The sequence below is a fragment of the Nocardia sp. NPDC059228 genome (genome assembly GCF_042754245.1).
In the GTDB taxonomy this organism is placed as follows: Bacteria; Actinomycetota; Actinomycetes; order Mycobacteriales; family Mycobacteriaceae; genus Nocardia.
Genome location: NZ_JBHZAL010000011.1, coordinates 78,347 through 102,831, shown reverse-complemented (window position 1 = coordinate 102,831; position 24,485 = coordinate 78,347). Strand labels below are relative to the sequence as shown.

Genomic DNA, 24,485 nt, shown 5'->3' with positions numbered 1-24,485 from the left:
TTCGTGTCGCGGCGCGGGCATCGTGTACGGTCCTTTCCAGTCCTTCGCTGCGACTGCGGTTGACTTTGCCAGCTGATTGCTGTGAACCCGCAGGTACGCGCCGGATTCGAGGAATCAGACACGCGGTCGCGTGTATCCCCAGGTTGTCCACATCTGTGGATAATTGTGTGGAAAGACCCCTGGAGTGGCATATTCGTAGGGCCGACGGTGACTCGCCGACGCCCGGTGACTGGGGGAGCCGAGCAGCGCAGACCGTCTGCTCCTATCGACCTACATCCGGGGAGGACTACGTTCGTGGACGACGAGCAGAATGTGCTGACGGCTGTCTGGCCCGAGGTGATCGCCGAGTTGGCGAGTGGTTCCGCGGACGGGGAGATCCAGCCGGTCAGCAAGGCCCACAAGGCGTGGCTCAACACTATCGAACCGATCACCTTCGCGCAGGGCTTCGCCCTGCTCTCGGTGCCGGGCACGATGGCGCAGGTGACGGTCGAGCGGGACCTGCGGGAGCTCATTCTGCGATCCCTGGCCCGTCGCGGTCTCCAGGTCGAGGGCCTGGGCGTGCGTATTCGCGCGCAACAGCATCCGCCCGCCGGTCGCTCGGGGAATGCCCCGCGGCACGCGCGCATGACCTCCCGGCCCGAGCGCCCGCGCGAACCCGAACCCGCGCCGCCCGCGTATCCGGCCGAGCCGCCGCTGGGCGAGCGGCCACAGCCCATGTATCCGAGTCCGCAGGAGTACGCGGCGCCGCGCTACCTCCCTCCCCAGGACTACCCGGCCGAGTATGACGAGCGCGATGCTTATCCACCTGTGGAATTCGGGCAGCCGCCGATGGCCGAAGAGTTGCCGATGCCGGCGCCGGACCGTCCGATGCCGGTCGGGGAGCCGCCCGCGCCGCCCCGGCGCCGCGACAGCCATCGCAGCGCGCCGATGCCGCCCGGGCAGGAGTCGCTGTTCTCGCCGGATCCCGAGGACGAACCCGTCCGTACCGCCACGCAGCGGTATTCCGACGAACCGCAGCGCTATGCCGATGAACCCGCCCCGCAGCGGTACTCGGACGAGCCCGCGCCCCAGCGTTATTCGGACGAACCCGCGCCGCGTTATTCGGAGGAACCGGCCGCGCGCCGGCCGGTGGACGAGGCGCACGACGACGAGCCGGTGGTCAATGTCCGCAATTCGTGGCCGACCTATTTCAACCGGACGCCCGAACGCGAGCCCGCGCCCGCGCCGTCCTCGGCCAGCCTGAACGCGAAGTACACCTTCGACACCTTCGTCATCGGCGCCTCGAACCGCTTCGCGCATGCCGCGGCGGTGGCCATCGCGGAGGCGCCGGCGCGCGCCTACAATCCGCTGTTCGTCTGGGGCGCTTCGGGTTTGGGCAAGACGCACCTGTTGCACGCGGCCGGCCACTACGCCCAGCGGCTGTTCCCGGGCATGCGGGTGAAGTACGTGTCCACCGAGGAATTCACCAACGACTTCATCAACTCGCTGCGTGACGACCGGAAGGTGGCGTTCAAGCGCCGCTACCGGGAGACCGACATCCTGCTGGTCGACGACATCCAGTTCATCGAGGGCAAGGAAGGTATCCAGGAGGAGTTCTTCCACACCTTCAACACGCTGCACAACGCCAACAAGCAGATCGTGGTGTCCTCCGACCGACCGCCCAAGCAGCTGGCGACGCTGGAGGAGCGGCTGCGCACCCGGTTCGAGTGGGGGCTCATCACCGATGTGCAGCCGCCGGAGCTCGAGACCCGGATCGCGATCCTGCGCAAGAAGGCCCGCATGGACCGCCTGGACGTGCCGCACGATGTGCTCGAACTGATCGCCAGCCGGGTGGAGCGCAATATTCGCGAGCTGGAGGGCGCGCTGATCCGCGTCACCGCGTTCGCGTCGCTGAACGGGCAGCCGCTGGATCTGTCGCTGGCCGAGGTGGTGCTGCGGGATCTGATGCCCGACACCGCGACGCTGGAGATCACGGCGGCCACGATCATGGCCGTGACCGCGGAGTACTTCAACACCACGCTGGAGGAGCTGACCGGTCCCGGCAAGGCGCGGCCGCTGGCGCAGGCCCGGCAGATCGCCATGTATCTGTGCCGTGAGCTCACCGATCTGTCCCTGCCCAAGATCGGCCAGGCCTTCGGCCGCGACCACACCACGGTCATGTACGCGGAGAAGAAGGTACGCAAGGAGATGACCGAGCGGCGGCGTGTGTACGACCAGGTTCAAGAACTCACAGCCCGAATCAAACAGCGTTCGCGCTGATCCACAGTCCACAGGACCCCACGTCGTCTGACGTGGGGTTCTTTGTTTTCCGGGGTTGTGGATTCCTCGAGGAGTCCTCGAGGAAAGTGTGTGGACTCCTCGAGGAATCCCACTGTTGTCCACCGGGTTGCCCCCAAGGCGTCATGCACAGGGGTGCACAACTTTTCGTGCACAGTTCCCACAGGCGGATTCATCCTCGAGGGCTGACCTGCCCGGATGCGCTCAGCGGCTTGTGGATTCCTCGAGGAGTCCATGTCAGGTCCTCGAGGAATCCTCGAGTTGTCCCCGGTTTCGCTCAGATGTGCGCAGCATGGCCCGAAACGTGGGACCAACTCGAGGATGGCTCGAGGAGAGATGTGGAGTAGCAGGTCAACTCCACAGCCACGCGTTGTTCATCCTCGAGCCACCCCGACGACATCCACACGCCGCCGGACGCTCCGACCTGGGTGAATGGCCGAAGTCCACAGAACTAACAGGACCTACTACTACTTCAGTTCTTCTTCTAGAAAAGGTTCTTCTAAAACAGGGTGTGTGGAATCTCGGGTTGGGAGAACACGGTTCGATGGGCAGCCCCTCCCCACCCGATCGGGCAGCAAGGAGAAGGACGGGCAAGGGATCGGTGCCGAAGCGGTTCAGGGGCAACGCCCGTGAGAGCCCACCAGAGTTCCGGTGGCGAGCCGGAGGGTCGGCGTAGGCACGTCGGTCTCGCGCAGGTACGGTTTGGTGTCGGCCCCGTGTGCGAGACTGCCGATTACTGATCCGAAGATCCGAACGACCGACAGTGGAGAGGACAGACCGGGCGATGGAGCTTGCAAGCATGAAGTTTCGGGTCGCCCGCGAGGACTTCGCCGAATCCGTAGCCTGGGTGGCCCGCAGCCTGCCGTCGCGGCCTCCGGTGCCTGTGCTCGGTGGCGTGCTTCTCGTGGCTGACGAGGACGGCCTGACGGTCTCCGGTTTCGATTACGAGGTCTCCGCGCAGATGCGGGTGGCCGCGGAGGTCGCCGGTCCGGGTCAGGTGCTGGTGTCGGGCCGCCTGCTGGCCGATATCACCAAGGCACTCTCCAACAAGCCGGTGGACGTGTCGGTGGACGGCACCCGCGTGCTGATCGCCTGTGGCAGCGCCAAGTTCTCCCTGCCGACCATGCCGGTCGAGGACTATCCCCAGCTTCCCGAGCTGCCGCCGCAGACCGGTGAGCTCGCCGTGGACCTGTTCTCCGAGGCGGTCTCCCAGGTGGCCGTGGCCGCCGGCCGTGACGACACCCTCCCCATGCTCACCGGTATCCGCGTCGAGATCGAGGGCCCCAAGGTGGTCCTGGCCGCGACCGACCGCTTCCGTCTCGCCGTCCGCGAGCTGGAATGGCAGCCGGGCCGAGCCGATGTGGAGACCGCGGTGCTGGTCCCGGCGCGCACCCTGTCCGAGTCCGCGAAGACCCTCGGTGCGTCCGATCAGCCGGTGCAGCTGGCGTTCGGTACCGGCACCGACGGCCTGCTGGGCATCGTGAACGGCGGCCGCCGCACCACCACGCGTCTGCTCGACGCGGAATTCCCCAAGTTCCGCCAGTTGCTCCCCAAGGAACACACCTCCATCGCCACCCTCGCCGTGAACGCGCTGACCGAGGCCATCAAGCGTGTGGCCCTGGTGGCCGAGCGCGGCGCCCAGGTGCGGCTGGAGTTCTCCGAGGAGGGCCTGCTGCTCTCCGCCGGTGGCGACGACGCCGGCCGCGCCGAGGAGTGGCTGGAGGCCGAGTTCCGCGGTGAGCCGCTGACCATCGCCTTCAATCCCGGCTACCTGCTCGACGGCCTCTCCGCCGCGCATTCGGACCGGGTGACCTTCGGTTTCACCACTCCCAGCCGCCCGGCCGTGTTCCTGCCGGCGCCGGAGGAGGAGCCCGCCCAGCTGGAGTCGGGCGCGTTCTCGGCCCTCAGCGGCAACTACATCTACCTGCTGATGCCGGTGCGGTTGCCGGGCTGAGCCGTTCGGCAACCCATCGACCCGGCGCGGACGACGTACCTGTGCACAGTGTTGACAAACCTGTGAAAAACTCGGCGCGCGTGGCGGATTCGCCGCGCGCGTTCGAGTATCCCCATCCGGGGCCGGTACCCAACCCGATCGCGGGCATGGTGGACTAGCCGGATGCACGTGCGTGCGCTGTCACTGCGCGATTTCCGGTCCTGGGAGGCCGCCGAACTCGAACTTTCGCCCGGTGGAACGGTTTTCCTGGGCGCCAATGGGAACGGCAAGACCAACCTGATCGAGGCCATCGGCTATCTGTCCACACTCGGCTCACACCGGGTGGCGGCCGACGCTCCGCTCATCCGGATCGGCGCGCAGAAGGCCCGGATCGGTGCGACGGTGGTCAATACCGGCCGCGAGCTGCGGGTGGATATCGAGCTGAATCAGGGCACGGCCAATCGCGCCCAGATCAATCGCTCACCGGTACGGCGGCCGCGGGAGATCCTGGGGATTCTGCAGACCGTGCTGTTCGCGCCGGAGGATCTGTCGCTGGTGCGCGGTGATCCGGGGGAGCGGCGGCGCTTCCTGGACGAACTGGCCACCTCGCGACTGCCGCGGCTGGCCGGGGTGCGCGCGGATTACGACAAGGTGCTGCGGCAGCGGTCGGCGCTGTTGAAAACGGCTGGGCGCAATGCCCGTTCGGGTGCGCGTGGCGCGGAGATGAGCACCCTCGATGTGTGGGACGGCCATCTGGCGGCGCACGGGGCGGTGCTGCTGGCGCAGCGGCTGCGCCTGGTACACGACCTTTATCCACATCTTGCACAGGCTTATTCAGATATCGCGCCCGAATCCCGGCCCGCCGCAATCGGTTACCGCAGCGCGAGCCTGCCGCCGGAATTCCTGGATCCCGCGCGTGCGCCACAGGCCGAGGACGAGGAGACGCTGGAGGCGATCCTGCTGCGGGAGCTGGCCGCGGCACGTCCCAAGGAGCTGGAGCGCGGGGTGTGCCTGGCCGGCCCGCACCGTGACGATCTGGATCTGATGCTGGGTTCCGCGCCCGCGAAGGGCTTCGCGAGTCACGGTGAGTCCTGGTCCTTCGCCCTGGCATTGCGGCTCGGGGCCTTCCAGCTGCTGCGTTCCGCCGGAACCGATCCGGTGCTGATCCTCGACGACGTGTTCGCCGAACTGGATCGCCGGCGCCGCACCGCCCTGGCCGCGGTCGCCGCCGGCGCCGAGCAGGTGCTGATCACCGCCGCGGTGCCCGAGGACGTGCCGCGGGAGCTGGATGCCGCGCCGGTGCGGGTGGAGACCACGGGCGAGGCCGATCACCGGGCGTCCCGGATAGCCGAGTCGGCGTCCATGTGACCTTGTGGCGGAATCGTGCGTCGTGCCGGTGAGTCCGTCGGTGCGATACGGCAGAATCACGTGACGAACCGCCGATGATCATCGGGATTCCCAGGTGTGGAAGGAGTTGTGGATGGCCGGGCCGACCGAAGGCAACGACCACACCCCGCCCGAGGCGAATCCCGTTGCCCCGCGCCAATCCAGCGACGGGACCGGCCCGGAACCGGAGTTGCGCGGCGTCGACCTGGCTCGGCGCGCCCTCGAAGAAGCACGCGCGGCGGCGCGCGCGGCCGGTAAGTCGGTGGGTCAGGGCCGAGCCTCGCCGCGCAAGGGCGGCGTCCGTGCCCTGCGGCGACGCAGCGGCTGGTCGGGTGCGCATCCGGACGAGCGCGATCCGCAGACCCTCTCCGCGCTGGCCATGCAGCTGGCCAAGGGCCGCGGCTGGTCGGCCAAGGTCGCCGAGGGCACGGTTTTCGGCCGCTGGGCCAGCGTGGTGGGTGAGGACATCGCGTCCCACGCCCAGCCCATCTCGCTGGAGAACGGCGTGCTGAGCATTCAGGCCGAGTCCACGGCCTGGGCGACCCAGTTGCGCATGTTCCAATCCCAGATCCTCGCCAAGATCGCGGCCGCGGTCGGCAACGGCGTCGTCAAACAGCTCCGAATCAATGGCCCGACCGCACCGAGTTGGCGCAAGGGCGAGCGGCACATCAAGGGCCGGGGCCCGCGCGACACCTACGGGTAGGCCGCGAATTCCCGCTCCGCGGCGTTTGTTTCACGTGGAACGAGAAGAGATCGTCACGCGCGGCGTCCGGAGATCACGGAGAACCCTCGCGCAAACCGCTCCGGGCCCGCGCTCACATCGCCCGCTGAGGCTTCCGGAACCCCCCGCACCCATAACGGGTCATGTCGCTGGTCGATTTCATGACCCTACGGCCCACTCAGGGGTGTCATAGGTGGGTTCTCTGTCGGTCGTACCAGTAGGATGGGGGAGTAACTAGCGGCGATACCTCCCGGCGCGTTCCGCAGCGCCCGCGCGTGAGCCCCCGTAATTCTCGAGCAGACAGCGTCTGGGTACTCGAGCAGACAGCGTCTGAGGGTTCCACGCGTGCCATGCACTGTGCCGGGAGGATCAGCAAGTAAGGAGAGCTACCCACCAGTGGCTGCCATGGACTCCAACGCAGAAGGCTCGACCAAGCAGGGCAATCAGTCGTACAGCGCGACGTCGATCACGGTGCTCGAGGGGCTGGAGGCGGTTCGCAAGCGCCCCGGCATGTACATCGGCTCCACCGGTGAGCGCGGCCTGCACCATCTGATCTGGGAGGTCGTCGACAACTCGGTCGATGAGGCGATGGCCGGGTATGCCACGCGTGTCGACGTCACCCTGCTGGCCGACGGCGGTGTCGAGGTCGTCGACGACGGTCGTGGTATCCCCACCGATATGCATGCGCAGGGTGTGCCGACCATCGAGGTGGTCATGACCCAGCTGCACGCCGGCGGCAAGTTCGACGGCGAGTCCTATGCGGTGTCGGGTGGTCTGCACGGTGTCGGCATCTCCGTGGTGAACGCGCTGTCCACCCGCCTCGAGGCCGAGGTGAACTACGGCGGGTACCACTGGACCCAGGAGTACAAGGACGCCAAGCCCGGCAAGCTGATCCAAGGCGAGTCGACCAAGAAGACCGGCACCACCATCCGGTTCTTCCCGGACCCGGACATCTTCGAGACCACCACCTTCAGCTTCGAGACGGTCGCCCGCCGCCTGCAGGAGATGGCGTTCCTGAACAAGGGCCTCACCATCACGCTGACCGATCAGCGGATCCACGAGGGCGACATCACCGACGAGGTGGTGAGCGAAACCGCCGAGGCGCCCAAGCATCTCGACGAGAACGCGCCCGCCGCCGAGCCGAAGACGAAGACCCGCACCTATCACTACCCGGGCGGTCTCGAGGACTACGTCCGCCACATCAACCGGACCAAGACGCCGATCCACAACTCGATCGTCGGCTTCACCGGCAAGGGCACCGGCCACGAGGTCGAGGTGGCGATGCAGTGGAACTCGGGCTACTCCGAGTCCGTCCACACCTTCGCCAACACCATCAACACCCATGAGGGCGGCACCCACGAGGAGGGCTTCCGCGCGGCGCTCACCACGGTGGTGAACAAGTACGCGAAGGACAAGAAGCTCCTCAAGGAGAAGGAAGGCAACCTCACCGGTGACGACATCCGTGAGGGTCTCGCCGCCATCGTGAGCGTGAAGATCGCCGACCCGCAGTTCGAGGGCCAGACCAAGACCAAGCTCGGCAATACCGAGGTGAAGTCCTTCGTCCAGCGCACCTGCAACGAGCACATCTCGCACTGGTTCGAGGCGAACCCCGCCGATGCGAAGACGATTGTGCAGAAGGCGGTTTCGTCGGCGCAGGCGCGGGTCGCGGCCCGTAAGGCGCGTGAGCTGGTGCGCCGCAAGTCGGCCACCGATATCGGCGGTCTGCCGGGCAAGCTGGCCGACTGCCGCTCGAAGGATCCGAGCAAGTCCGAGATCTACATCGTGGAGGGTGACTCGGCCGGTGGTTCGGCCAAGTCCGGCCGTGATTCGATGTACCAGGCGATCCTGCCGCTGCGCGGCAAGATCATCAATGTGGAGAAGGCGCGCATCGACCGCGTGCTGAAGAACACCGAGGTGCAGTCGATCATCACGGCGTTCGGCACCGGCATCCACGACGAGTTCGACATCGCCAAGCTGCGCTATCACAAGATCGTGCTGATGGCCGACGCCGACGTCGACGGCCAGCACATCTCGACGCTGCTGCTGACCCTGCTGTTCCGCTTCATGCGCCCGCTGGTCGAGCACGGTCACGTGTATCTGGCGATGCCGCCGCTGTACAAACTGAAGTGGCAGCGGTCCGAGCCGGAGTTCGCGTACTCGGACAAGGAGCGCGACGGTCTGCTGGAGCGCGGGCTGGCGGCCGGTAAGAAGATCAACAAGGACGACGGTATCCAGCGCTACAAGGGTCTCGGTGAGATGAACCCGAAGGAGCTGTGGGAGACCACCATGGATCCGACCGTGCGCGTTCTGCGTCTGGTCACGCTCGATGACGCGGCCGCGGCCGATGAGCTGTTCTCGATCCTCATGGGTGAGGACGTGGAGGCTCGCCGCAGCTTCATCACTCGGAACGCCAAGGACGTCCGGTTCCTCGACGTGTAATTCGCGACAGCGGAGGCCTTTTCGGCCTCCGCGTGCGCGCCGCGAGGACCACCCCTACTTCTGACGGAGACCTGATTCATGACTGAGACTTCGCTTCCGCCCTCGGGTGGCGACCGCATCGAGCCGGTCGACATCCAGCAGGAGATGCAGAACTCCTACATCGACTACGCCATGAGCGTGATCGTGGGCCGCGCGCTGCCGGAGGTGCGCGACGGCCTGAAGCCGGTGCACCGCCGGATCCTGTACGCGATGTACGACAACGGGTATCGGCCCGACCGCGGCTACGTGAAGTCCGCGCGCCCGGTCGCCGACACCATGGGTAACTACCACCCGCATGGTGACACCGCGATCTACGATACCCTGGTGCGCATGGCGCAGCCGTGGGCGCTGCGCTACCCGCTGGTCGACGGCCAGGGCAACTTCGGTTCCCGCGGCAACGACGGCGCGGCCGCCATGCGTTACACGGAGTGCCGCCTGACGCCGCTGGCCATGGAGATGCTGCGCGAAATCGACCACGAGACGGTCGATTTCATCCCCAACTACGACGGTAAGACGCAGGAGCCGACCGTTCTGCCGAGCCGGGTGCCCGCCCTGCTCATGAACGGCTCCAACGGCATCGCCGTCGGCATGGCGACGAACATCCCGCCGCACAACCTGAACGAGCTGGCCGAGGCCATCTACTGGGCGCTGGACAACCACGACGCCGACGAGGAGGCCACCCTCGCGGCGTGCATCGAGCGCGTGAAGGGCCCCGACTTCCCGACCGCCGGCCTGATCGTGGGCACCCAGGGCATCATCGACGCCTACACCACCGGGCGCGGTTCGGTCCGCATGCGCGGTGTGGTGGAGATCGAGGAGGACAACCGGGGTCGCACCACGATCGTCATCACCGAGCTGCCGTACCAGGTCAATACCGACAACTTCATCAACGCCATCGCCGAGCAGGTGAAGGACGGCAAGATCGCGGGTGTCTCCGACATCCACGACGAGTCGTCCGACCGTGTCGGTCTGCGCATCGTCATCACGGTGAAGCGCGACGCCATCGCCAAGGTGGTGCTGAACAACCTTTACAAGCACACCCAGCTGCAGACCTCCTTCGGCTGCAACATGCTCTCGATCGTCGACAAGGTGCCGCGCACGCTGCGCCTGGATCAGATGATCCGGCTGTATGTGAATCACCAGTTGGAAGTCATCATCCGGCGCACCCGCTACCTGCTGCGCAAGGCGGAGGAGCGGGCTCACATCCTGCGCGGTCTGGTGAAGGCGCTCGACCAGCTGGACGCCGTGATCGCGTTGATCCGCCGCTCGGCCGACACCGAGACCGCGCGCACCGGCCTGATGCAGTTGCTGGAGATCGACGAGATCCAGGCGACGGCCATCCTCGACATGCAGCTGCGCCGCCTGTCGGCCCTGGAGCGTCAGAAGATCCTCGACGAGTTGGCCAAGATCGAGGCCGAGATCGCGGACCTCAACGACATCCTGGCCAAGCCGGAGCGCCAGCGCGCCATCGTCCGTGACGAATTGGCCGAGATCGTCGACAAGTACGGCGACGACCGCCGCACCAAGATCATCGCGGCCGACGGCGATGTGCAGGACGAGGATCTGATCGCCCGCGAGGACGTGGTCGTGACGATCACCGAGACCGGCTACGCCAAGCGCACCAAGACCGACCTCTACCGTTCGCAGAAGCGCGGCGGCAAGGGCGTGCAGGGCGCGGGTCTCAAGCAGGACGACATCGTCAAGCACTTCTTCGTCACCTCCACCCACGACTGGCTGTTGTTCTTCACCAACAAGGGCCGGGTGTACCGGGCCAAGGCGTACGAGCTGCCCGAGGCCAACCGCACCGCGCGCGGCCAGCACGTGGCGAACCTGCTCGCCTTCCAGCCGGACGAGAAGATCGCCCAGGTCATTCAGCTCAAGTCCTACGAGGACGCGCCCTATCTGGTGCTGGCCACCCGCAAGGGTCTGGTCAAGAAGTCCAAGCTGACCGACTTCGATTCCAACCGGACCGGCGGCATCGTGGCGGTGAATCTGCGCGATGAGGACGAATTGGTCGGTGCGGCACTGTGTTCGGCGGACGACGATCTGCTGCTGGTGTCGGCGCACGGCCAGTCCATCCGCTTCAATGCCAATGACGAGGTGCTGCGCCCGATGGGCCGGGCCACCTCCGGCGTGCAGGGCATGCGCTTCAATGCCGACGATGAACTGTTGTCGCTCAACGTCGTTCGCGACGCGGAGGGCATCTATCTGCTGGTCGCGACGGCGGGTGGGTACTCCAAGCGCACGGCCATCGACGAGTACACGGCGCAGGGTCGCGGCGGCAAGGGTGTGCTGACGATCCAGTACGACGCGAAGCGTGGCAATCTGGTCGGTGCGCTCATCGTCAATGATGACGATGAGTTGTATGCGATCACCTCCGGTGGCGGTGTCATTCGCACCGCGGCGAACCAGGTTCGCAAGGCCGGTCGCCAAACCAAGGGCGTGCGGTTGATGAACCTGGGCGAGGGCGATATTTTGCTCGCGATCGCCCGGAACGCGGATGAGCCCGACCAGGTTGCCGAAGATGACACCAGCGGTTCGGCGAAGCAGTAGTTTCACCACAGCAGCGGCGGCACAAACGGATCGAAGGATTCACCATTGACCACGAATCAGCCGAATGACCAGCGCGGTCATGCCAATGGCGTGACCGAGAGAATCGCCCCGTCCCCGATTCCGCCGCGGCCTATTCCGCGGACCGGCGGGAACGACGGCGGTGCGCCGCAATCACCCGAATTGTCGGACCAGTCCGGCGATTTCGGGCCGGAAGGTAACAATTCGGCAGATGCTGCGGCACCGGAGGCCGCGGACACCCAGGGCGGTTCGCCCTTCCAGGAAGGCTGGTCGCAGCTGCCGCAGCGGGAGCCGCAGTCCAACCTGTACCGCCCGGGCCAGGCCCCGACACCGGGCAGCACCGCCAGCCTCAAGGGCGGCGGTCTGCAGGGCGGCGGCCTCAATGCCGGCGTCTCCAATGCCCGCACCACCGCCGACCTGGCGGCCAAGGCGGCGCGCAAGGAGGCGGCCATGGTGAAGTCCGTCGGCATCGACGGACCGACCCGCAGCATCGCCCGCCCGGAACTGGTCAAGGATCTGCCGGATCTGTCCGAGCTGCGGCACCCGCTGCCGCCGCCGGAGCCGATCGCGCCGGCCGGTCCGGTCTCGCCGTCCGCCCCCGCGGCGGTGGCGCAGGCCGCGGCCACCGGTGAGCCGCTGCGCGCCACCGTGCAGCTGCGCCACATCGACCCGTGGTCCACGCTGAAGGTCTCGCTGGTGATCAGCGTGGCGATGTTCTTCGTGTGGATGCTGGCCGTCGGCCTGCTGTACCTGGTGCTCGAGGGCATGGGCGTCTGGGAGCGCCTGAACTCCACCGTCTCCACTTTCACCGACTCCAGTTCGGACAGCTCCTCGGCGCTCATCGACGCGGGCACGGTCTTCGGCTACGCCGGTGTGATCGGTCTCATCAATGTGGTGCTGCTGACGGCGCTGTCCACGGTCGGCGTCTTCGTCTACAACCAGTGCACCGATCTGGTCGGCGGCATCCAGGTCACCCTGGCCGATCCCGACTAGAAACCGCTGTTTCGATCCGCCGCTACGGCCGGTCCGTCCTGCCCCGTGCAGGGCGCTGACCGGCCGTTTTGGTTATCGGCGCTCCGGTACGGTAATCTTCTGCCTCGTTCGAGTCACACACTTCGAACACCCATTGAGGGCCTATAGCTCAGGCGGTTAGAGCGCTTCGCTGATAACGAAGAGGTCGGAGGTTCAAGTCCTCCTAGGCCCACTCAAAAGATCGAAAACGCCTTCCGGAATACCGGGAGGCTTTTTTCATTTCACGATTCGGCCACTGCGGCATCAAGATACGACGCGCACGGAATACGAAAAAGCCGCAGGTTGCGAGGCAACCTGCGGCTTTCGTTCGTGGAGCCTAGGGGAATCGAACCCCTAACCCCTGCCTTGCAAAGGCAGTGCTCTGCCAATTGAGCTAAGGCCCCAGACCTGCACGAAGGTACATGTCGGGGTTGGCCCAGGTCAAACCCCGTGCTCAGTCGCCTGCCGGTTGGTGCTCGGGGCAGTTGACGCGGAGGTCGCCTGGGGGGAGCGGCTGCTGGAGCAGGTCGCAGCGGGGCGTACCCCCCTCGCCCGGGCGGTAGAAGCGGCAGGTGGTGCAGGTGCGGGCCACCTGCACCACCCCGGCCCGGAGCAGCCCGGCGATCAGGTCGAGCAGGGTGCGCAGGGTCTGATCCTGTTGTGCGCCGGGCAGATCCGCGACGCAGGCGCGCAACACGTCGTCCGCGGCGCGGATCTCGGCGGCCAGTTCGGCGCCGTCGGGGGTGAGGACGATGGCGCTGCGCCGGCGGTCGCCCGGGGCGGGCTGCCGGGCCACGTGACCCTTGCGTTCCAGCGCCAGCAGCGAATCCGACACCGTGGGCTGGCTGACCCCGAGTTCGGCGGCCAGCAGCCCGGTGAGGGGTTCCGGCGGCGGGCCGTCGGCGAGGGTGCGCAGTAGTTCGAGTTGCAGGGGCGTCAGACCGGTGCGGGAGGCGATGGCCTGACGGTGGGTGCGGACGCCGCGGGCGATCCGGTCCAATGCCGCGACCACCTTGTCCGCGACCTCGTTGTCGTCTCCCGCATTCACCACAGGTCAGGACTGTACGGCCTGGCCCAAAGCACCGCCGACAGGGTGATCGCCTTGAACCAGGCGTGATACATGACATCGACCTCGGCGGCGGGTGCGCCGGTCGCGCCCAGGAAGTCGCGGACCGTCACGGTGATCGGCACGATGAGCGCGAGCAGATGCCGCAGGGGGATGTGGGTGGCGGGCGAGTCCACCCCATCGGTGCGGTTCTTGCCGGAGGTGTGGTGGCGGCGCGCGATCTCCTCCTGGTAGGCCAGCCAGTTCGCGTCGTACTCGCGGGTGCACACATCGGCGATCCACTGCCCGAACCGGGCCCGCACGGCCGCCAGGTACGCCGGATCGGGCTGCCCGTCGGCGCCGGCGAAGGCGGCGACCAGATGGCTGTTCGCGCCGACGAATCCGTACCAGACGTCGAGGATTCGATCGGTCTGCGGCACCAGGATCTCCCCGGCCCGCCGCAGGGCCGCGGCGTCCTCGCCGCTCCACAGCAGCGACCGCTGGAGTTCGGCGAGCTCGTCCGGCGAGATCGGGGAGGACGTGAGATTCGGGCTGTCGTAGGTGTATCCGGCGGGGGCTGGGATCGTCATGCCGAAACCATAGGAGTCCTATGTTTGTTCGTCAAGACTCCGCCACGTAGGGTGGGAGACATGAAATTCGTCCTCACCCTCGTTGTGATCGCCGCCGTTGTCTTCGGAATCAGCAAGCTGCGTCAGCGCAATGACGCCGACCTCTGGCACGAGGTCACCACCCGCTGAAAACCGCTGACGGTGTGCCGATTTCGTCAACCTGATGACGAAATCGGCACACCCTTAGCTGCTTCGCCACGTCGGCCACCGAAAGACACACCCGCGCAGGTGATCTGGCGGGGGCTGCCCGCGTATCGCATGCCGGTCACCGTCGGACAGGATCCACACAGGGGTGGTCCCGCGCGCGCCGTTCGGTCCGAGCAGCCGCGGTTTCACGCGGTGGCGGGGCGGTGAAACCGCCCGGGAAGTTCGGGGCTGTGACACGAAACAAGCCGGGGTTTTCCGCTCGATTCACGCCGTAAGGTCGAAGTATGGCGCCCACTGAGATGTCCGAACTGGTGCAGTCCGTGGTGGAGCCCTATCTGCTCAGCGGGCCGCGCAAGTACAACCGGCACCAGGTGTCGGACCTGACCGGGCTGCCCAACAGCGTCACCCGGCGGCTGTGGGTGGCGCTCGGATTCCCGGCCGACCCGGACGACGAGGCCGTGGAGTACGGCGACTCCGATGTCGAGGCCGCCCGGACCTTCGCCAAACTGCACGTGCTGGCCTCCGCGGACGTGCACCGGCAGACCACCGCGGCGCGCACGCTGGGCCGGTCCATGGCCCGGCTGGCCGAGTGGCAGGTCGATCTGGTGACCGAGGAGATCCTGGATCGCCTCGCCACCATCACCCGCGAGCGGCCGGACATCGATCCGACGGAGGCCGCGCGCATCGCCACCGACGAGGTGGTCACCGAGTTCGAGACATTGCAGCGCTATGCCTTCCGCCGGCACCTGGACGCCGCGCTGGCGCGGTCGCTGGACGGGGGAGCGGTGGCCGGGGACACGCTGCGCGAACTCGCCGTCGGATTCGCCGACATGGTCGGTTACACCCGCCTGACCCGTCACCTGGAGGCCGATGAGCTGTCGGCGCTGCTGGAGGCCTTCGAGACGGCCACCAGCAATGCGATCGTGGCCAATGGCGGCTGGGTGATCAAGAACGTCGGTGACGAAGTCATGTTCGCGGCGAACACCGCCGCCCAGGGCGCGCGCATCGCGCTGGCCGTGCAGGAGGCCGCCATCGCCTCGCACGGCGTCACCCAGGAACTGCGGGTGGGGCTGGCCTACGGCGAGGTCCTGCAACGCTTCGGCGACCTCTACGGCTCCGTGGTGAATACCGCCGCCCGGCTCACCGGTGTGGCCCGGCCGGGCACGGTGCTGGTCGACGACGGCGCGGCGGCGGCGATCGAGACCGACCCGGAATTCATGCTGCGGCATCTGGCCACGGTGCGGGTGAAGGGCATCAACCGGTTGTACGGGCATGTGCTGCGCCGCAATGAGATTCGGCCGTTGGTCTGAGCGGTTCCGCTGCCGGGCGGTGATTCCGCCGCCGGGCGAACCGACTGCGGGAATGGGGGCGGGCCTCGGCGAAGGGGGGGAGTTAGCCGAGGCCCGCGTAAGGTCGGCCCGGGGGGGAGGGGCCGACGGGAACGATCCTACGCGACGAATTCGGATTGTGTGGCTATCGGGGGCCCGCGTTCGAAGTTTTTTTCGCGGAAAAAGTGTCGTACCCGGGTGAGACCATGACGGCGTGACCGAATTGCGCCCTTCGCCGAAATCGATTCGAGTAGTGCACTACTCGCGATCGTGGCCGGTGTGTCGGCGGATCATCGAATCGGTCGCATCCCGTACCGGCAACCCCGAGCACCGCCGGACCCCCAACGGGATGCGGCCTCTTTGGTGTAATGGCAGTTGAGAGTCGTTGCGGCAGTCCCACCACGAGACACCAGGAGAATCATGCCCGACGCGATAGTCGCCGAGGGTCTGGTCAAGAGGTACGGCCATCTGGTCGCCCTCGACGGCCTGGACCTGTCCGTTCCCGAAGGCACCGTGACCGCCTTGCTCGGTCCCAACGGCGCTGGCAAGACCACCACCGTGCGCGTGCTCACCACCCTGCTGATCCCGGACGCGGGCCAGGCCACCGTCGCCGGGGTGGACGTGCTGAAGGATCCGCAGCTGCTGCGCTCCCGTATCGGCACCTCCGGGCAGTACGCGGCCGTCGACGAATACCTCACCGGCTTCGAGAATCTGGAGATGGTCGGGCGGCTGTACCACATGGGCGTGCAGCGCAGTAAGGAGCGCGCCCGCGAGCTGCTGGACCGCTTCCGGCTCGCCGACGCGGCCGACCGGCCGGTGAAGGGCTACTCCGGCGGCATGCGGCGCCGGCTCGACCTGGCCGGCGCGCTGGTGGCGAATCCGCCGGTGCTGTTCCTGGACGAACCCACCACGGGGCTGGATCCCCGTGCGCGCCTGGATCTCTGGGATGTCATCGAGGAGCTGGTGGCGGGCGGCACCACGTTGCTGCTGACCACCCAGCACCTGGAGGAGGCCGATCGGCTGGCCGATTCCATCGCCGTCATCGACCACGGCCGGGTCATCGCCAAGGGCACCTCCGACGAACTCAAGGCCATGGTGGGCGGCGACCGCATCGAGCTCGTCGTCGACCACGCCGACAATCTGGCCATCGCACAGCAGGCGCTGGAAGGCTTGGCGCACGGGGAGATTCGCCTCGAACCCGGCCTGCGACGCATCATCGTGCCGGTCGAGGACGGCTCGCAGGCGCTGGTGGACGCCATCGGGCAACTCACGAAACATGAAGTGCGCATTCATGATGTGGGTCTGCGCCGACCCTCGCTCGATGACGTGTTCCTGTCGCTGACCGGGCACGAGGCCGAGGAGCTGGTCAACGGAAATCGTTCCGCCGACGAGAACCTGGGGGGTGGTGCCCGATGAGCGCCATCCTCGCCGTCGCCGAGAAGCCCTCGCTCGCACAGCGATTCGCCATGGTCGTCAGCGACAGCCTGACCATCACCAAGCGCAATGTCATCAAGATCCGGCGCGTGCCGGACGTGCTGGTCTTCTCGACCTTGGCGCCGATCATGTTCGTGCTGTTGTTCGCCTACATCTTCGGCTCGGCGATTACCGTGCAGGGCACGTCCTACCGGGAATTCCTCATCGCCGGCATCTTCGCCCAGACCGTGGTGTTCGGGGCCACCTATACAGGTCTGAGCCTGGCCGAGGATATGCAGAAGGGCATCATCGACCGCTTCCGCTCGCTGCCCATGGCGCCGTCCGCGGTGCTGATCGGCCGCACCGTGGCGGACATGGTGATGAATGTGCTCAGCCTGATCGTCATGTCGCTGACCGGCCTGGTGGTGGGATGGCGGATCCGCGGCTCGCTCGTCGACGCCGTGCTCGCGTATGTCCTGCTGCTGCTGTTCGCCTACGCGATGTCGTGGATCCTGGCCACTATCGGCCTGATCGTGCGGGCGCCGGAGGTGTACAACAATGCCAACTTCATGGTGATCTTCCCGCTCACCTTCATCGCCAACACCTTCGTGCCCACCGCCAACCTGCCCACGGTGCTTCGTGTGGTGGCGGAGTGGAATCCGGTGTCGGCGGTGACCCAGGCGACCCGCGACCTGTTCGGCAACACCAGCCCGATGGGGCTGAGCGCGGATGTCTGGCCCATGCGGCACCCCGTCGCGACCACCCTGATGTGGGTCGTGGTGATTCTCGCGATCTTCGTGCCGCTGGCGCTGAATCAGTACAAACGGTCGGTGAGCCGCTGACCTGTCAGCGGGTCGGGGTCAGGTCCGGAGTCGGCGCCGAGCCGTTGCGCGAGTAGCCCAGGCGCGGCGGCTCCGCGGCCGGCGCCTGCGGCTGCGGGCGCTTGCTCACGAAGAACGCGATGACGCCGCCCGCAATCGCGACGAGGGCGGCCACAATGACCTTGTTACGAACGCTCCCCAGCTCCATCCGACCATGCTGGCACAGCAATGGAATTCGTGCACGAACGGGGGAGCGAACGCGGTTACTCGACGGTAACGCTCTTGGCCAGATTGCGAGGCTTGTCCACGTCCCGGCCCAGCGCCATGGCCGTGTGATAGGCCAGCAGCTGCAGCGGGATGGTCAGGATGATCGCGTCCAGCTCCGGGCACACCGCCGGGACCCGGATCACCGCGTCAGCCAGGCCATCCGGCAGATCGGTATTGGTAACCGCGATGACCGGCCCGCCGCGCGCCTTGATCTGCTCGATGGTGGTGATGTTCTTGGCCAGCAGCTCGTCGCCGGGGACCAGCACGATGCTCGGCATCTCCGGATCGATCAGCGCCAGCGGGCCGTGCTTGAGCTCGGAGCCCTGGTACGCCTCGGCGTGAATGTAGGAGATCTCCTTGAGCTTCTGCGCGCCCTCGCGCGCCACCGGCCAGGCGCGTACCCGGCCGATGAAGAACATGCTGCGCGCCTTGGCGAATCGGGACGCGACATCGGCGATCTCCTCGTCGGCGGCCAGCACCGCGTCGATCGCGTCGGGCAGCGCGCGCAGTCCGCTGACGATGCGCTCACCGCCGGCCGCGGACAGATCCCGCACCCGGCCCAGCAGCAGCGCCAGCATGGCGAACGACACCGTCATATTGGTGAGCGCCTTGGTGGAGGCCACCGACACCTCCGGGCCCGCGTGCAGGAACACGCCCGCACCGCACTCCCGGGCGATGGCGCTGCCCACCACGTTCACCGCGCCGATCACCCGGCCGCCCTTGCGCTGCAATTCCTGAACGGCCGCAAGGGTATCCAGGGTCTCGCCGGACTGGCTGATGGCCACGTACAGGGCGTCCGGGTCCACCACCGGATTGCGGTAGCGGAACTCCGAGGCGGGCTCGGCGGTGGCCGGAATCCGGGCCAGCTCCTCGACCAGCTGCGCGCCCAGCTGGCCGGCGTAGTAGGCCGAGCCGCAGCCCAGGAACACCACCTTGCTGATGCCGCGCAGCTCGCGCGCGTCCATATTGAGGCCACCCAGGTGGGCCGTGGCGAATCGTTCGTCCAGACGGCCGCGGAGCGCCCGGCGCACCGCGTCGGGCTGTTCGGCCATTTCCTTGCGCATGAAGTCCGGGTACCCGCCCAGCGCGTAGTCCTCGGCCGCCATGTCGATGGTGGTGGGGATCTTGTCGGTGCGGCGCGCCTCGAGACCGAGTGTGCTGGTGCGGAATTCGCCCGCGCGCACGGTGGCCAGCTCGCCGTCGTCGAGGAACACCACGCGCTGCGTGTGGTGCACCAGCGCGGCCACATCGGAGGCCACGAACATCTCGCCGTCGCCGACGCCGAGCACGATGGGGGAGCCGTTGCGGGCCACCACCAGCTCGTCGGGTCGGCGGGCGTCGAGCACCAGCAGGCCGTAGGTGCCCTCGACCCGGTGCAGCGCGGTGCGGACCGCATCCTCGAGCGTTTCGGCCCCGTCCAGGGCGGCGGCCACCAGGTGCGCGATGGCCTCGGTATCGGTGTCGGAGACGAACTCCACCCCGTCGGCGGTCAGCGCGGCGCGCAGTTCCTCGGCGTTCTCCACAATGCCGTTGTGCACGATCGCGATCCGGCCGGAGCCGTCGGTGTGCGGGTGCGCGTTCGCGTCGGAGGGCTCGCCGTGGGTGGCCCAGCGGGTGTGCGCGATGCCCACATTGCCGCGCAGCCGGGCGCCCTCGGCGTCGGCCCGGTCACGCAGGTCCTGGACCCGGCCCTGGGTCTTGGTGACCCGCAGCCGGCCGCGGTGCGGCACGGCCAGTCCCGCGGAGTCGTAGCCCCGGTACTCGAGCCGGTGCAGGCCCTCCAGCAGGACCGGGACGGCCTCACGGTGCCCGATGTAACCGACGATTCCACACATTGCGCGACGGACTCCTCACCCGTAGACGATGCGACGCAGTTGTCGTTCGGTGAAGTCGGGGGCGGCCACCGGGCGCTGCGCGAGCTCCGCCGCCAGGCGCTGCCAGATCTCGGCATTGCGGACCTGACGACCCTGCAGTTCGGCATGTCTGCGGCGCACGAACTGCTCGGCGGTCTCGTCGAAGTATCCGACGACGTCGGCGACCACGCGGGCCGCGACGGCGGGCGGCAGGCCGGTGGAGGCCGCTACATGGCGCACCAGATCGACCGGAACCCCGTCATTCACCCGACAGAACTTGCCATGCCGCGGCCCTTTCCGCCACTTTTGTGCCCGGATTCGGGCAGGGAATCACATGACTAGGTCATTTTCCGAGTGCACAGTGTGCCGATTCGGAACGGGTTCCGGGCCTGCGCCTAGGCTGGCGGGCGTGACCTCACCGAATCAGACCGCCGTGGCGACGCTGCACACCAGCCACGGTGACATCAAGATCTCGCTCTTCGGTAACCACGCCCCCGCCACGGTCCGCAACTTCCTCGGCCTGGCCGACGGTTCCGCGCGGTACACCACGAAGAACGCCTCCGGCACCGACTCCGGACCGTTCTACGACGGCGCCATCTTCCACCGCGTGATCGACGGATTCGTGATTCAGGGCGGCGACCCCACCGGCACCGGCCGCGGGGGTCCCGGCTACGAGTTCAAGGACGAATTCCACCCGGAACTGCGCTTCACCCGCGGCTATCTGCTGGCCATGGCCAATGCCGGGCCGGGCACCAACGGCTCCCAGTTCTTCATCACCCTGGGCCCGCAGCCGGGTCTGAACCGCAAGCACACCATCTTCGGTGAGGTCCTCGACCCCGAATCCCGCAAGGTGGTCGACGCCATCGCCGGCCTGCCGACCGATGACGACGACCGTCCCAGGGACGGCGACGTCGTGATCAACAGCATCACCATCTCCTGACACGGCCGAACCAGGCCAGAGCCGAAGAGAATTCACATGCAACCCCAGCCGCCCGCGCCGACCTGCTACCGCCACCCCGACCGGCCCACCGGTCTGGCCTGCACCCGGTGCGGCCGCTCGGCCTGTCCCGAATGCCTCACCCCGGCCGCGGTCGGACAGCACTGCGTGGAGTGTGTCCAGCAGGGCCGCAACGACGTCCGGCCGGTCCGCAACGCCGCCGGGACCGCGGTGTCGCGGATACCCAACCCGTACGTCACCTACTCGCTGATCGCGATCAATGTGGTCGTCTACGCGGTCACCGCGCTGCAGGCACACAGCCTGATGGACAACCAGCGGTCGCGGTTGTTCTACGACTGGGTGCTGGTGCCCGCTTTCGTCGGCGACGGCGGCTGGGCTCGGGTGCTGGGTTCGGGCTTCCTGCACTACGGGCCGATTCACCTGCTGGCCAATATGTTCGCGCTCTACGTGCTCGGCCCGTACTGCGAAGTGGCGCTGGGCCGTGGGCGATTCGTGGCCGTCTACCTGGCCTCGCTGCTCGGCGGTTCGGCGGCGGTGACCGCGCTGTCGGATCCGCTCACCGCCTCGGCGGGCGCGTCGGGCGCGATCTTCGGCATCTTCGGCGCGGTCGCCGTGATCATGCTGCGCACCCGGCAGAACCTCACCCAGATCGCGGTGCTGCTGGCGATCAACCTGATCATCACCTTCTCGGTGCCCGGCATCTCGATCTGGGCGCACCTGGGCGGACTGCTGGCGGGCACGGTCGCCACCACCGGCATCCTCTACGTGCCGCGCTGGCTGGGGATTCGGGAGACCCGCACGGCACTGAACATCGGCTGGGCGGCGGTGGCGGTGGTGTCTCTGCTCGCGGTACTCGCGACGGTGCTGGCCGCGCCGAGCCTCTAGCGCGCCAGGTGAGTACGCAGCACCTCGAGGACGTCCTCGGGGTGCGCGCCCAGATCCCAGCGGCCCAGGATCAGCAGCTTCTCCTCGCCGTGGTGATCCACATCCATCTCGAGCATGGGCATCCGCCGGCCGAGTCGCCGGTAGTACACCACGCGGACGCGCAGGATCTGCTGGGGCGTGTAGCGCTGCTGCCCGGTCAGGCCGCGCACCACGATATGCACAGGGTCACCGGGCTCGATCGCCAGGCGCGGCCGCTGCCGCAACCCCATGCCGGTGAGGAAGAGCAGTCCCACCGCGGCCGCTCCGATGAGCAGGCGGCCGGGCGCATCGTTCGTCACGAAGGCGGCCACGACCAGCGCGATGCCGCCGACGCCGCAGGCCGCGAGCGCGGCCGGGGGTGTGGACCAGGCGAGATGGGAGGAGGGATCGGGGGCTGTCACTGTCCCCACTCCCTCCTCGAGTTGTCCACAGGCTCATCCACAGGTGTGTATGAATAACAATGGTGTAAGCCACACATGTGCTGGACTCAGCGCCAGCGCATGGTCATGATCAGGCCGACGACCATCAGGCCGAACCCGATCAGGAAGTTCCACGCGCCCAGGTCGCTCATCCAGCCGATGTGCTCGTTCGCCAGGTAGTAGACGAGCAGCCAGGCCAGCCCGGCCAGCATGAAGCCCAGCATGATGGCGACATACCAGACCGGCGACGGACCTGCCGATTTCACGCGTACGGGCGTGCGGCTGGCCGGGTTGATCGTGTAGTCGGTCTTCTTCCGGACCTTTGACTTAGGCATGACGTCCTCGTATTCGGCGTTCTGTCTGCATAGACATTATCCCGGCAACCCTGTGGAAAGTGTCGTTGGGGAGTGCGCGGTCGATTGTGGCGACACGGTTCGGCGGTATTGCGTGCGACGGCGCGCACCGCGCCCACTACTCTCGAATCATGCGTGTACTGGTCGTCGACAACTACGACAGCTTCGTGTTCAACCTGGTTCAGTATCTCGGACAGCTGGGTGTGGATGCCGAGGTCTGGCGCAACGACGATGATCGGCTCGCGGATGTGGACAAGGTTGTGCAGGACTACGACGGGGTGCTGATCAGCCCCGGGCCCGGCACCCCCGATCGCGCCGGCGCCAGCATCGACCTGGTGCACGCCGCCGCCCGGCACGCCACTCCGCTGCTCGGCGTCTGCCTGGGTCATCAGGCCATCGGAGAAGCGTTCGGCGCCACCGTGACCCGTGCCCCCGAACTGTTGCACGGCAAGACCAGCGAGGTCTTCCACATCGGCGCGGGCGTGCTGGCCGGTCTGCCGGATCCGTTCATCGCCACCCGCTACCACTCGCTGACCGTCCTCGAGGAGACCATGCCGCCGGAGCTGGAGGTGCTGGGCCGCACCGAATCCGGCATCGTCATGGCTCTGCGGCATCGCGATCTGCCCATCCACGGTGTGCAGTTCCATCCCGAATCCGTGCTCACCCAGGGCGGGCACCGCATGCTCGCCAACTGGCTGGGCGTGTGCGGCGAGCGGCCGGCGGAGGGACTGGTGCAGACCCTGGAGGCGGAGGTCGCGGCACTCGCGTCATGAGGCCGCACGTCATGCTGTCGGTGGCCGTCAGCATCGACGGCTATATCGACGACACCGGCCCCGACCGGCTGCTGCTGTCCAATGCGGCCGATTTCGATCGGGTGGACGCGCTGCGCGCGGACTCGGACGCCATCCTGATCGGCGCGGAAACCCTGCGGCGCGACAATCCCCGGCTGCTGGTCAACAGTGCGGATCGGCGCCTGCATCGGGTCGCCGCGGGCAAGCCGGAGTATCCGGTACGCGTGATCGTCACCGCCGGTGGCGATCTCGACCCGGAACTGCGGTTCTGGCACTGCGGCGGCGAAAGACTGGTCTACACCACCGATTCCGGCGCCACCCGCATCGGTGACCGTTTGGCCGGGCTGGCCGAGGTCGTCTCCCTCGGCGCGTTGATCGAATTCGATGCCCTGCTCGATGACCTGGGCAAACGCGGCCTGGAGCGGCTCATGGTCGAGGGCGGCGGTGCCATTCACACCGGCTTCCTGTCCGCCGGTCTGGCCGACGAGATCTGGATGGCCGTGGCGCCGGTCGTGGTCGGGGATCCGGCCGCCCCGCGCTTTCTCGGGCCCGCCGCCTTCCCGGGCGGCCCCAATCACCGCATGCAGCTGGCCGATGTGGGCCGGATCGGCGATATCGCGCTGCTGCGCTATCTGCCGAAGGAGGATTCCGATGTCGGATGAGGCACGGCTGGATCGCGGGTGGATGCGGCACGCCATCGGCCTGGCGCGGTTGTGCCCGCACAGCGACACCGCCTTCGCGGTGGGCGCGGTGATCGTGGGTGTGGACGGGGTGGAGATCGCGCACGGCTGGTCGCGGGAGACCGACGACAAGGTGCACGCCGAGGAGTCGGCGCTGAACAAGCTGGAGCCGGACGATCCGCGGCTGCCGTCGTCCACGCTGTACAGCACGCTGGAACCGTGCTCGCAGCGGGCGAGCCAGGATCGGCTGCCCTGCACGGACCGCATTCTCCGGGCCGGCATCCGGCGCGTGGTCATCGCCTGGCGGGAGCCCGGCACCTTCGTGGACCACTGCGTCGGGGTGGAGAAGCTGCGCGAGCACGGCGTCGAGGTGATCGAGCTGCCGGATCTGGCCGAAGAGGCCATGTCGATGAACCGTCATCTGCGACTGTAGGTTTCGCGCGCCGAAGGTTTCACATGAAACACAGGGGGCTCGCGGAC

General features: G+C 67.4%; 23 protein-coding genes and 2 tRNA genes. 17 read left to right on the top strand and 8 right to left on the bottom strand.

What is annotated here, in order from left to right:
• Nucleotides 1-81: 81 nt before the first annotated feature.
• The 8 genes from dnaA to ACFXKA_RS18865 all read left to right on the top strand — a co-directional run bounded on the left by dnaA (nt 82) and on the right by ACFXKA_RS18865 (nt 12,570).
• Entirely contained in the window at nt 82-2,259 is a 2,178-nt protein-coding gene (gene dnaA / locus ACFXKA_RS18900; protein WP_379428212.1) for a chromosomal replication initiator protein DnaA, read from the top strand.
• 802 nt (nt 2,260-3,061) lie between these two features.
• Nucleotides 3,062-4,231, top strand: coding sequence for a DNA polymerase III subunit beta (gene dnaN, locus ACFXKA_RS18895; protein WP_354848996.1), 1,170 nt, complete (start codon nt 3,062-3,064; stop codon nt 4,229-4,231).
• A gap of 162 nt (nt 4,232-4,393) precedes the next feature.
• Nucleotides 4,394-5,578, top strand: a complete 1,185-nt coding sequence (recF, locus tag ACFXKA_RS18890) for a DNA replication/repair protein RecF (protein WP_379428211.1) — start codon at nt 4,394-4,396, stop codon at nt 5,576-5,578.
• Nucleotides 5,579-5,690: 112 nt separating this feature from the next.
• Nucleotides 5,691-6,299 carry a DUF721 family protein gene (locus tag ACFXKA_RS18885; RefSeq protein WP_379428210.1) on the top strand — a complete coding sequence of 203 codons (609 nt, stop codon included), beginning with the start codon at nt 5,691-5,693 and terminating at the stop codon, nt 6,297-6,299.
• A gap of 423 nt (nt 6,300-6,722) precedes the next feature.
• Nucleotides 6,723-8,756, top strand: coding sequence for a DNA topoisomerase (ATP-hydrolyzing) subunit B (gene gyrB, locus ACFXKA_RS18880; protein ID WP_354848986.1), 2,034 nt, complete (start codon nt 6,723-6,725; stop codon nt 8,754-8,756).
• A 78-nt stretch (nt 8,757-8,834) separates the two neighbouring features.
• Nucleotides 8,835-11,348 carry a DNA gyrase subunit A gene (gene gyrA, locus ACFXKA_RS18875; RefSeq protein ID WP_354848984.1) on the top strand — a complete coding sequence of 838 codons (2,514 nt, stop codon included), beginning with the start codon at nt 8,835-8,837 and terminating at the stop codon, nt 11,346-11,348.
• Between the two features lie 45 nt (nt 11,349-11,393).
• Nucleotides 11,394-12,359 (top strand): DUF3566 domain-containing protein, encoded by a 966-nt coding sequence (locus ACFXKA_RS18870; RefSeq protein WP_379428209.1) that lies wholly within the window; start codon nt 11,394-11,396, stop codon nt 12,357-12,359.
• Nucleotides 12,360-12,496: 137 nt separating this feature from the next.
• Nucleotides 12,497-12,570, top strand: a tRNA-Ile gene (locus ACFXKA_RS18865).
• A gap of 138 nt (nt 12,571-12,708) precedes the next feature.
• Here ACFXKA_RS18865 and ACFXKA_RS18860 read toward each other — a convergent pair.
• The 3 genes from ACFXKA_RS18860 to ACFXKA_RS18850 form a co-directional block, all read right to left on the bottom strand.
• Nucleotides 12,709-12,781: transfer RNA gene (locus ACFXKA_RS18860), tRNA-Ala, on the bottom strand.
• A 50-nt stretch (nt 12,782-12,831) separates the two neighbouring features.
• Nucleotides 12,832-13,428, bottom strand: coding sequence for a MarR family winged helix-turn-helix transcriptional regulator (locus ACFXKA_RS18855; RefSeq protein WP_354848978.1), 597 nt, complete (start codon nt 13,426-13,428; stop codon nt 12,832-12,834).
• Nucleotides 13,422-14,012 carry a protoglobin domain-containing protein gene (locus ACFXKA_RS18850; RefSeq protein ID WP_379428208.1) on the bottom strand — a complete coding sequence of 197 codons (591 nt, stop codon included), beginning with the start codon at nt 14,010-14,012 and terminating at the stop codon, nt 13,422-13,424. Before ACFXKA_RS18850 ends, ACFXKA_RS18855 begins: the two co-directional genes overlap by 7 nt.
• Before the next feature lie 60 nt (nt 14,013-14,072).
• Between ACFXKA_RS18850 and ACFXKA_RS18845 the strand changes: the two genes are divergently transcribed.
• The 4 genes from ACFXKA_RS18845 to ACFXKA_RS18830 all read left to right on the top strand — a co-directional run bounded on the left by ACFXKA_RS18845 (nt 14,073) and on the right by ACFXKA_RS18830 (nt 17,781).
• Nucleotides 14,073-14,180: a DLW-39 family protein gene (locus ACFXKA_RS18845; RefSeq protein ID WP_354848972.1), complete on the top strand. Its 108-nt coding sequence runs from the start codon at nt 14,073-14,075 to the stop codon at nt 14,178-14,180.
• Between the two features lie 302 nt (nt 14,181-14,482).
• Nucleotides 14,483-15,508: an adenylate/guanylate cyclase domain-containing protein gene (locus tag ACFXKA_RS18840; protein WP_379428207.1), complete on the top strand. Its 1,026-nt coding sequence runs from the start codon at nt 14,483-14,485 to the stop codon at nt 15,506-15,508.
• A gap of 438 nt (nt 15,509-15,946) precedes the next feature.
• Nucleotides 15,947-16,942 carry an ATP-binding cassette domain-containing protein gene (locus tag ACFXKA_RS18835; protein WP_354847379.1) on the top strand — a complete coding sequence of 332 codons (996 nt, stop codon included), beginning with the start codon at nt 15,947-15,949 and terminating at the stop codon, nt 16,940-16,942.
• Nucleotides 16,939-17,781: an ABC transporter permease gene (locus tag ACFXKA_RS18830; protein ID WP_379428206.1), complete on the top strand. Its 843-nt coding sequence runs from the start codon at nt 16,939-16,941 to the stop codon at nt 17,779-17,781. The genes ACFXKA_RS18835 and ACFXKA_RS18830 overlap by 4 nt, the downstream gene beginning before the upstream one ends.
• A gap of 4 nt (nt 17,782-17,785) precedes the next feature.
• Here the strand turns inward: ACFXKA_RS18830 and ACFXKA_RS18825 are convergent, their stop codons facing one another.
• From ACFXKA_RS18825 to ACFXKA_RS18815, 3 genes are read right to left on the bottom strand one after another with little or no spacing between them, the layout of a single operon-like run.
• Nucleotides 17,786-17,968: a hypothetical protein gene (locus ACFXKA_RS18825; RefSeq protein ID WP_379428205.1), complete on the bottom strand. Its 183-nt coding sequence runs from the start codon at nt 17,966-17,968 to the stop codon at nt 17,786-17,788.
• A gap of 55 nt (nt 17,969-18,023) precedes the next feature.
• Nucleotides 18,024-19,862 (bottom strand): glutamine--fructose-6-phosphate transaminase (isomerizing), encoded by a 1,839-nt coding sequence (glmS, locus tag ACFXKA_RS18820; protein WP_379428204.1) that lies wholly within the window; start codon nt 19,860-19,862, stop codon nt 18,024-18,026.
• Nucleotides 19,863-19,877: 15 nt separating this feature from the next.
• Nucleotides 19,878-20,147: a hypothetical protein gene (locus tag ACFXKA_RS18815; protein ID WP_354847388.1), complete on the bottom strand. Its 270-nt coding sequence runs from the start codon at nt 20,145-20,147 to the stop codon at nt 19,878-19,880.
• Between the two features lie 133 nt (nt 20,148-20,280).
• Here ACFXKA_RS18815 and ACFXKA_RS18810 point away from each other — a divergent pair, with 133 nt between their 5' ends.
• Both ACFXKA_RS18810 and ACFXKA_RS18805 read left to right on the top strand, forming a co-directional pair.
• A complete protein-coding gene (locus ACFXKA_RS18810; protein WP_364609714.1) occupies nt 20,281-20,820 on the top strand; it encodes a peptidylprolyl isomerase in 540 nt (179 codons plus the stop codon).
• Nucleotides 20,821-20,856: 36 nt separating this feature from the next.
• Nucleotides 20,857-21,723 carry a rhomboid family intramembrane serine protease gene (locus ACFXKA_RS18805; protein WP_354847391.1) on the top strand — a complete coding sequence of 289 codons (867 nt, stop codon included), beginning with the start codon at nt 20,857-20,859 and terminating at the stop codon, nt 21,721-21,723.
• On the opposite strand, the gene ACFXKA_RS18800 is transcribed toward ACFXKA_RS18805, so the two are convergent.
• Both ACFXKA_RS18800 and crgA read right to left on the bottom strand, forming a co-directional pair.
• Nucleotides 21,720-22,163 carry a PH domain-containing protein gene (locus ACFXKA_RS18800; protein WP_379428203.1) on the bottom strand — a complete coding sequence of 148 codons (444 nt, stop codon included), beginning with the start codon at nt 22,161-22,163 and terminating at the stop codon, nt 21,720-21,722. The two genes, ACFXKA_RS18805 and ACFXKA_RS18800, sit on opposite strands and share 4 nt — an antisense overlap.
• 86 nt (nt 22,164-22,249) lie before the next feature.
• Nucleotides 22,250-22,516, bottom strand: coding sequence for a cell division protein CrgA (gene crgA, locus ACFXKA_RS18795; RefSeq protein ID WP_040862582.1), 267 nt, complete (start codon nt 22,514-22,516; stop codon nt 22,250-22,252).
• Nucleotides 22,517-22,665: 149 nt separating this feature from the next.
• On the opposite strand from crgA, the gene ACFXKA_RS18790 reads away from it, so the two are divergent.
• Genes ACFXKA_RS18790 through ACFXKA_RS18780 form a run of 3 tightly spaced genes read left to right on the top strand, consistent with a single transcriptional unit; the run spans nt 22,666 to nt 24,438 of the window.
• A complete protein-coding gene (locus tag ACFXKA_RS18790; protein WP_379428202.1) occupies nt 22,666-23,307 on the top strand; it encodes an aminodeoxychorismate/anthranilate synthase component II in 642 nt (213 codons plus the stop codon).
• A complete protein-coding gene (locus ACFXKA_RS18785) occupies nt 23,304-23,987 on the top strand; it encodes a dihydrofolate reductase family protein (RefSeq protein ID WP_354847400.1) in 684 nt (227 codons plus the stop codon). Before ACFXKA_RS18790 ends, ACFXKA_RS18785 begins: the two co-directional genes overlap by 4 nt.
• Nucleotides 23,977-24,438: a dCMP deaminase gene (locus tag ACFXKA_RS18780; protein WP_354847403.1), complete on the top strand. Its 462-nt coding sequence runs from the start codon at nt 23,977-23,979 to the stop codon at nt 24,436-24,438. Before ACFXKA_RS18785 ends, ACFXKA_RS18780 begins: the two co-directional genes overlap by 11 nt.
• Nucleotides 24,439-24,485: the final 47 nt, after the last annotated feature.

What these genes read in the sequence shown, in the direction of transcription:
- ACFXKA_RS18885 (WP_379428210.1), top strand. Translation starts at nt 5,691, where the DNA reads ATGGCCGGGCCGACCGAAGGCAACGACCACACCCCGCCCGAGGCGAAT.
- gyrA (WP_354848984.1), top strand. Translation starts at nt 8,835, where the DNA reads ATGACTGAGACTTCGCTTCCGCCCTCGGGTGGCGACCGCATCGAGCCG.
- gyrB (WP_354848986.1), top strand. Translation starts at nt 6,723, where the DNA reads ATGGACTCCAACGCAGAAGGCTCGACCAAGCAGGGCAATCAGTCGTAC.
- crgA (WP_040862582.1), bottom strand. Translation starts at nt 22,516, where the DNA reads ATGCCTAAGTCAAAGGTCCGGAAGAAGACCGACTACACGATCAACCCG.
- ACFXKA_RS18845 (WP_354848972.1), top strand. Translation starts at nt 14,073, where the DNA reads ATGAAATTCGTCCTCACCCTCGTTGTGATCGCCGCCGTTGTCTTCGGA.
- ACFXKA_RS18780 (WP_354847403.1), top strand. Translation starts at nt 23,977, where the DNA reads ATGTCGGATGAGGCACGGCTGGATCGCGGGTGGATGCGGCACGCCATC.
- ACFXKA_RS18835 (WP_354847379.1), top strand. Translation starts at nt 15,947, where the DNA reads ATGCCCGACGCGATAGTCGCCGAGGGTCTGGTCAAGAGGTACGGCCAT.
- recF (WP_379428211.1), top strand. Translation starts at nt 4,394, where the DNA reads ATGCACGTGCGTGCGCTGTCACTGCGCGATTTCCGGTCCTGGGAGGCC.
- ACFXKA_RS18785 (WP_354847400.1), top strand. Translation starts at nt 23,304, where the DNA reads ATGAGGCCGCACGTCATGCTGTCGGTGGCCGTCAGCATCGACGGCTAT.
- dnaN (WP_354848996.1), top strand. Translation starts at nt 3,062, where the DNA reads ATGGAGCTTGCAAGCATGAAGTTTCGGGTCGCCCGCGAGGACTTCGCC.
- glmS (WP_379428204.1), bottom strand. Translation starts at nt 19,862, where the DNA reads ATGTGTGGAATCGTCGGTTACATCGGGCACCGTGAGGCCGTCCCGGTC.
- ACFXKA_RS18850 (WP_379428208.1), bottom strand. Translation starts at nt 14,012, where the DNA reads ATGACGATCCCAGCCCCCGCCGGATACACCTACGACAGCCCGAATCTC.
- ACFXKA_RS18805 (WP_354847391.1), top strand. Translation starts at nt 20,857, where the DNA reads ATGCAACCCCAGCCGCCCGCGCCGACCTGCTACCGCCACCCCGACCGG.
- ACFXKA_RS18825 (WP_379428205.1), bottom strand. Translation starts at nt 17,968, where the DNA reads ATGGAGCTGGGGAGCGTTCGTAACAAGGTCATTGTGGCCGCCCTCGTC.
- ACFXKA_RS18840 (WP_379428207.1), top strand. Translation starts at nt 14,483, where the DNA reads ATGGCGCCCACTGAGATGTCCGAACTGGTGCAGTCCGTGGTGGAGCCC.
- ACFXKA_RS18790 (WP_379428202.1), top strand. Translation starts at nt 22,666, where the DNA reads ATGCGTGTACTGGTCGTCGACAACTACGACAGCTTCGTGTTCAACCTG.
- ACFXKA_RS18830 (WP_379428206.1), top strand. Translation starts at nt 16,939, where the DNA reads ATGAGCGCCATCCTCGCCGTCGCCGAGAAGCCCTCGCTCGCACAGCGA.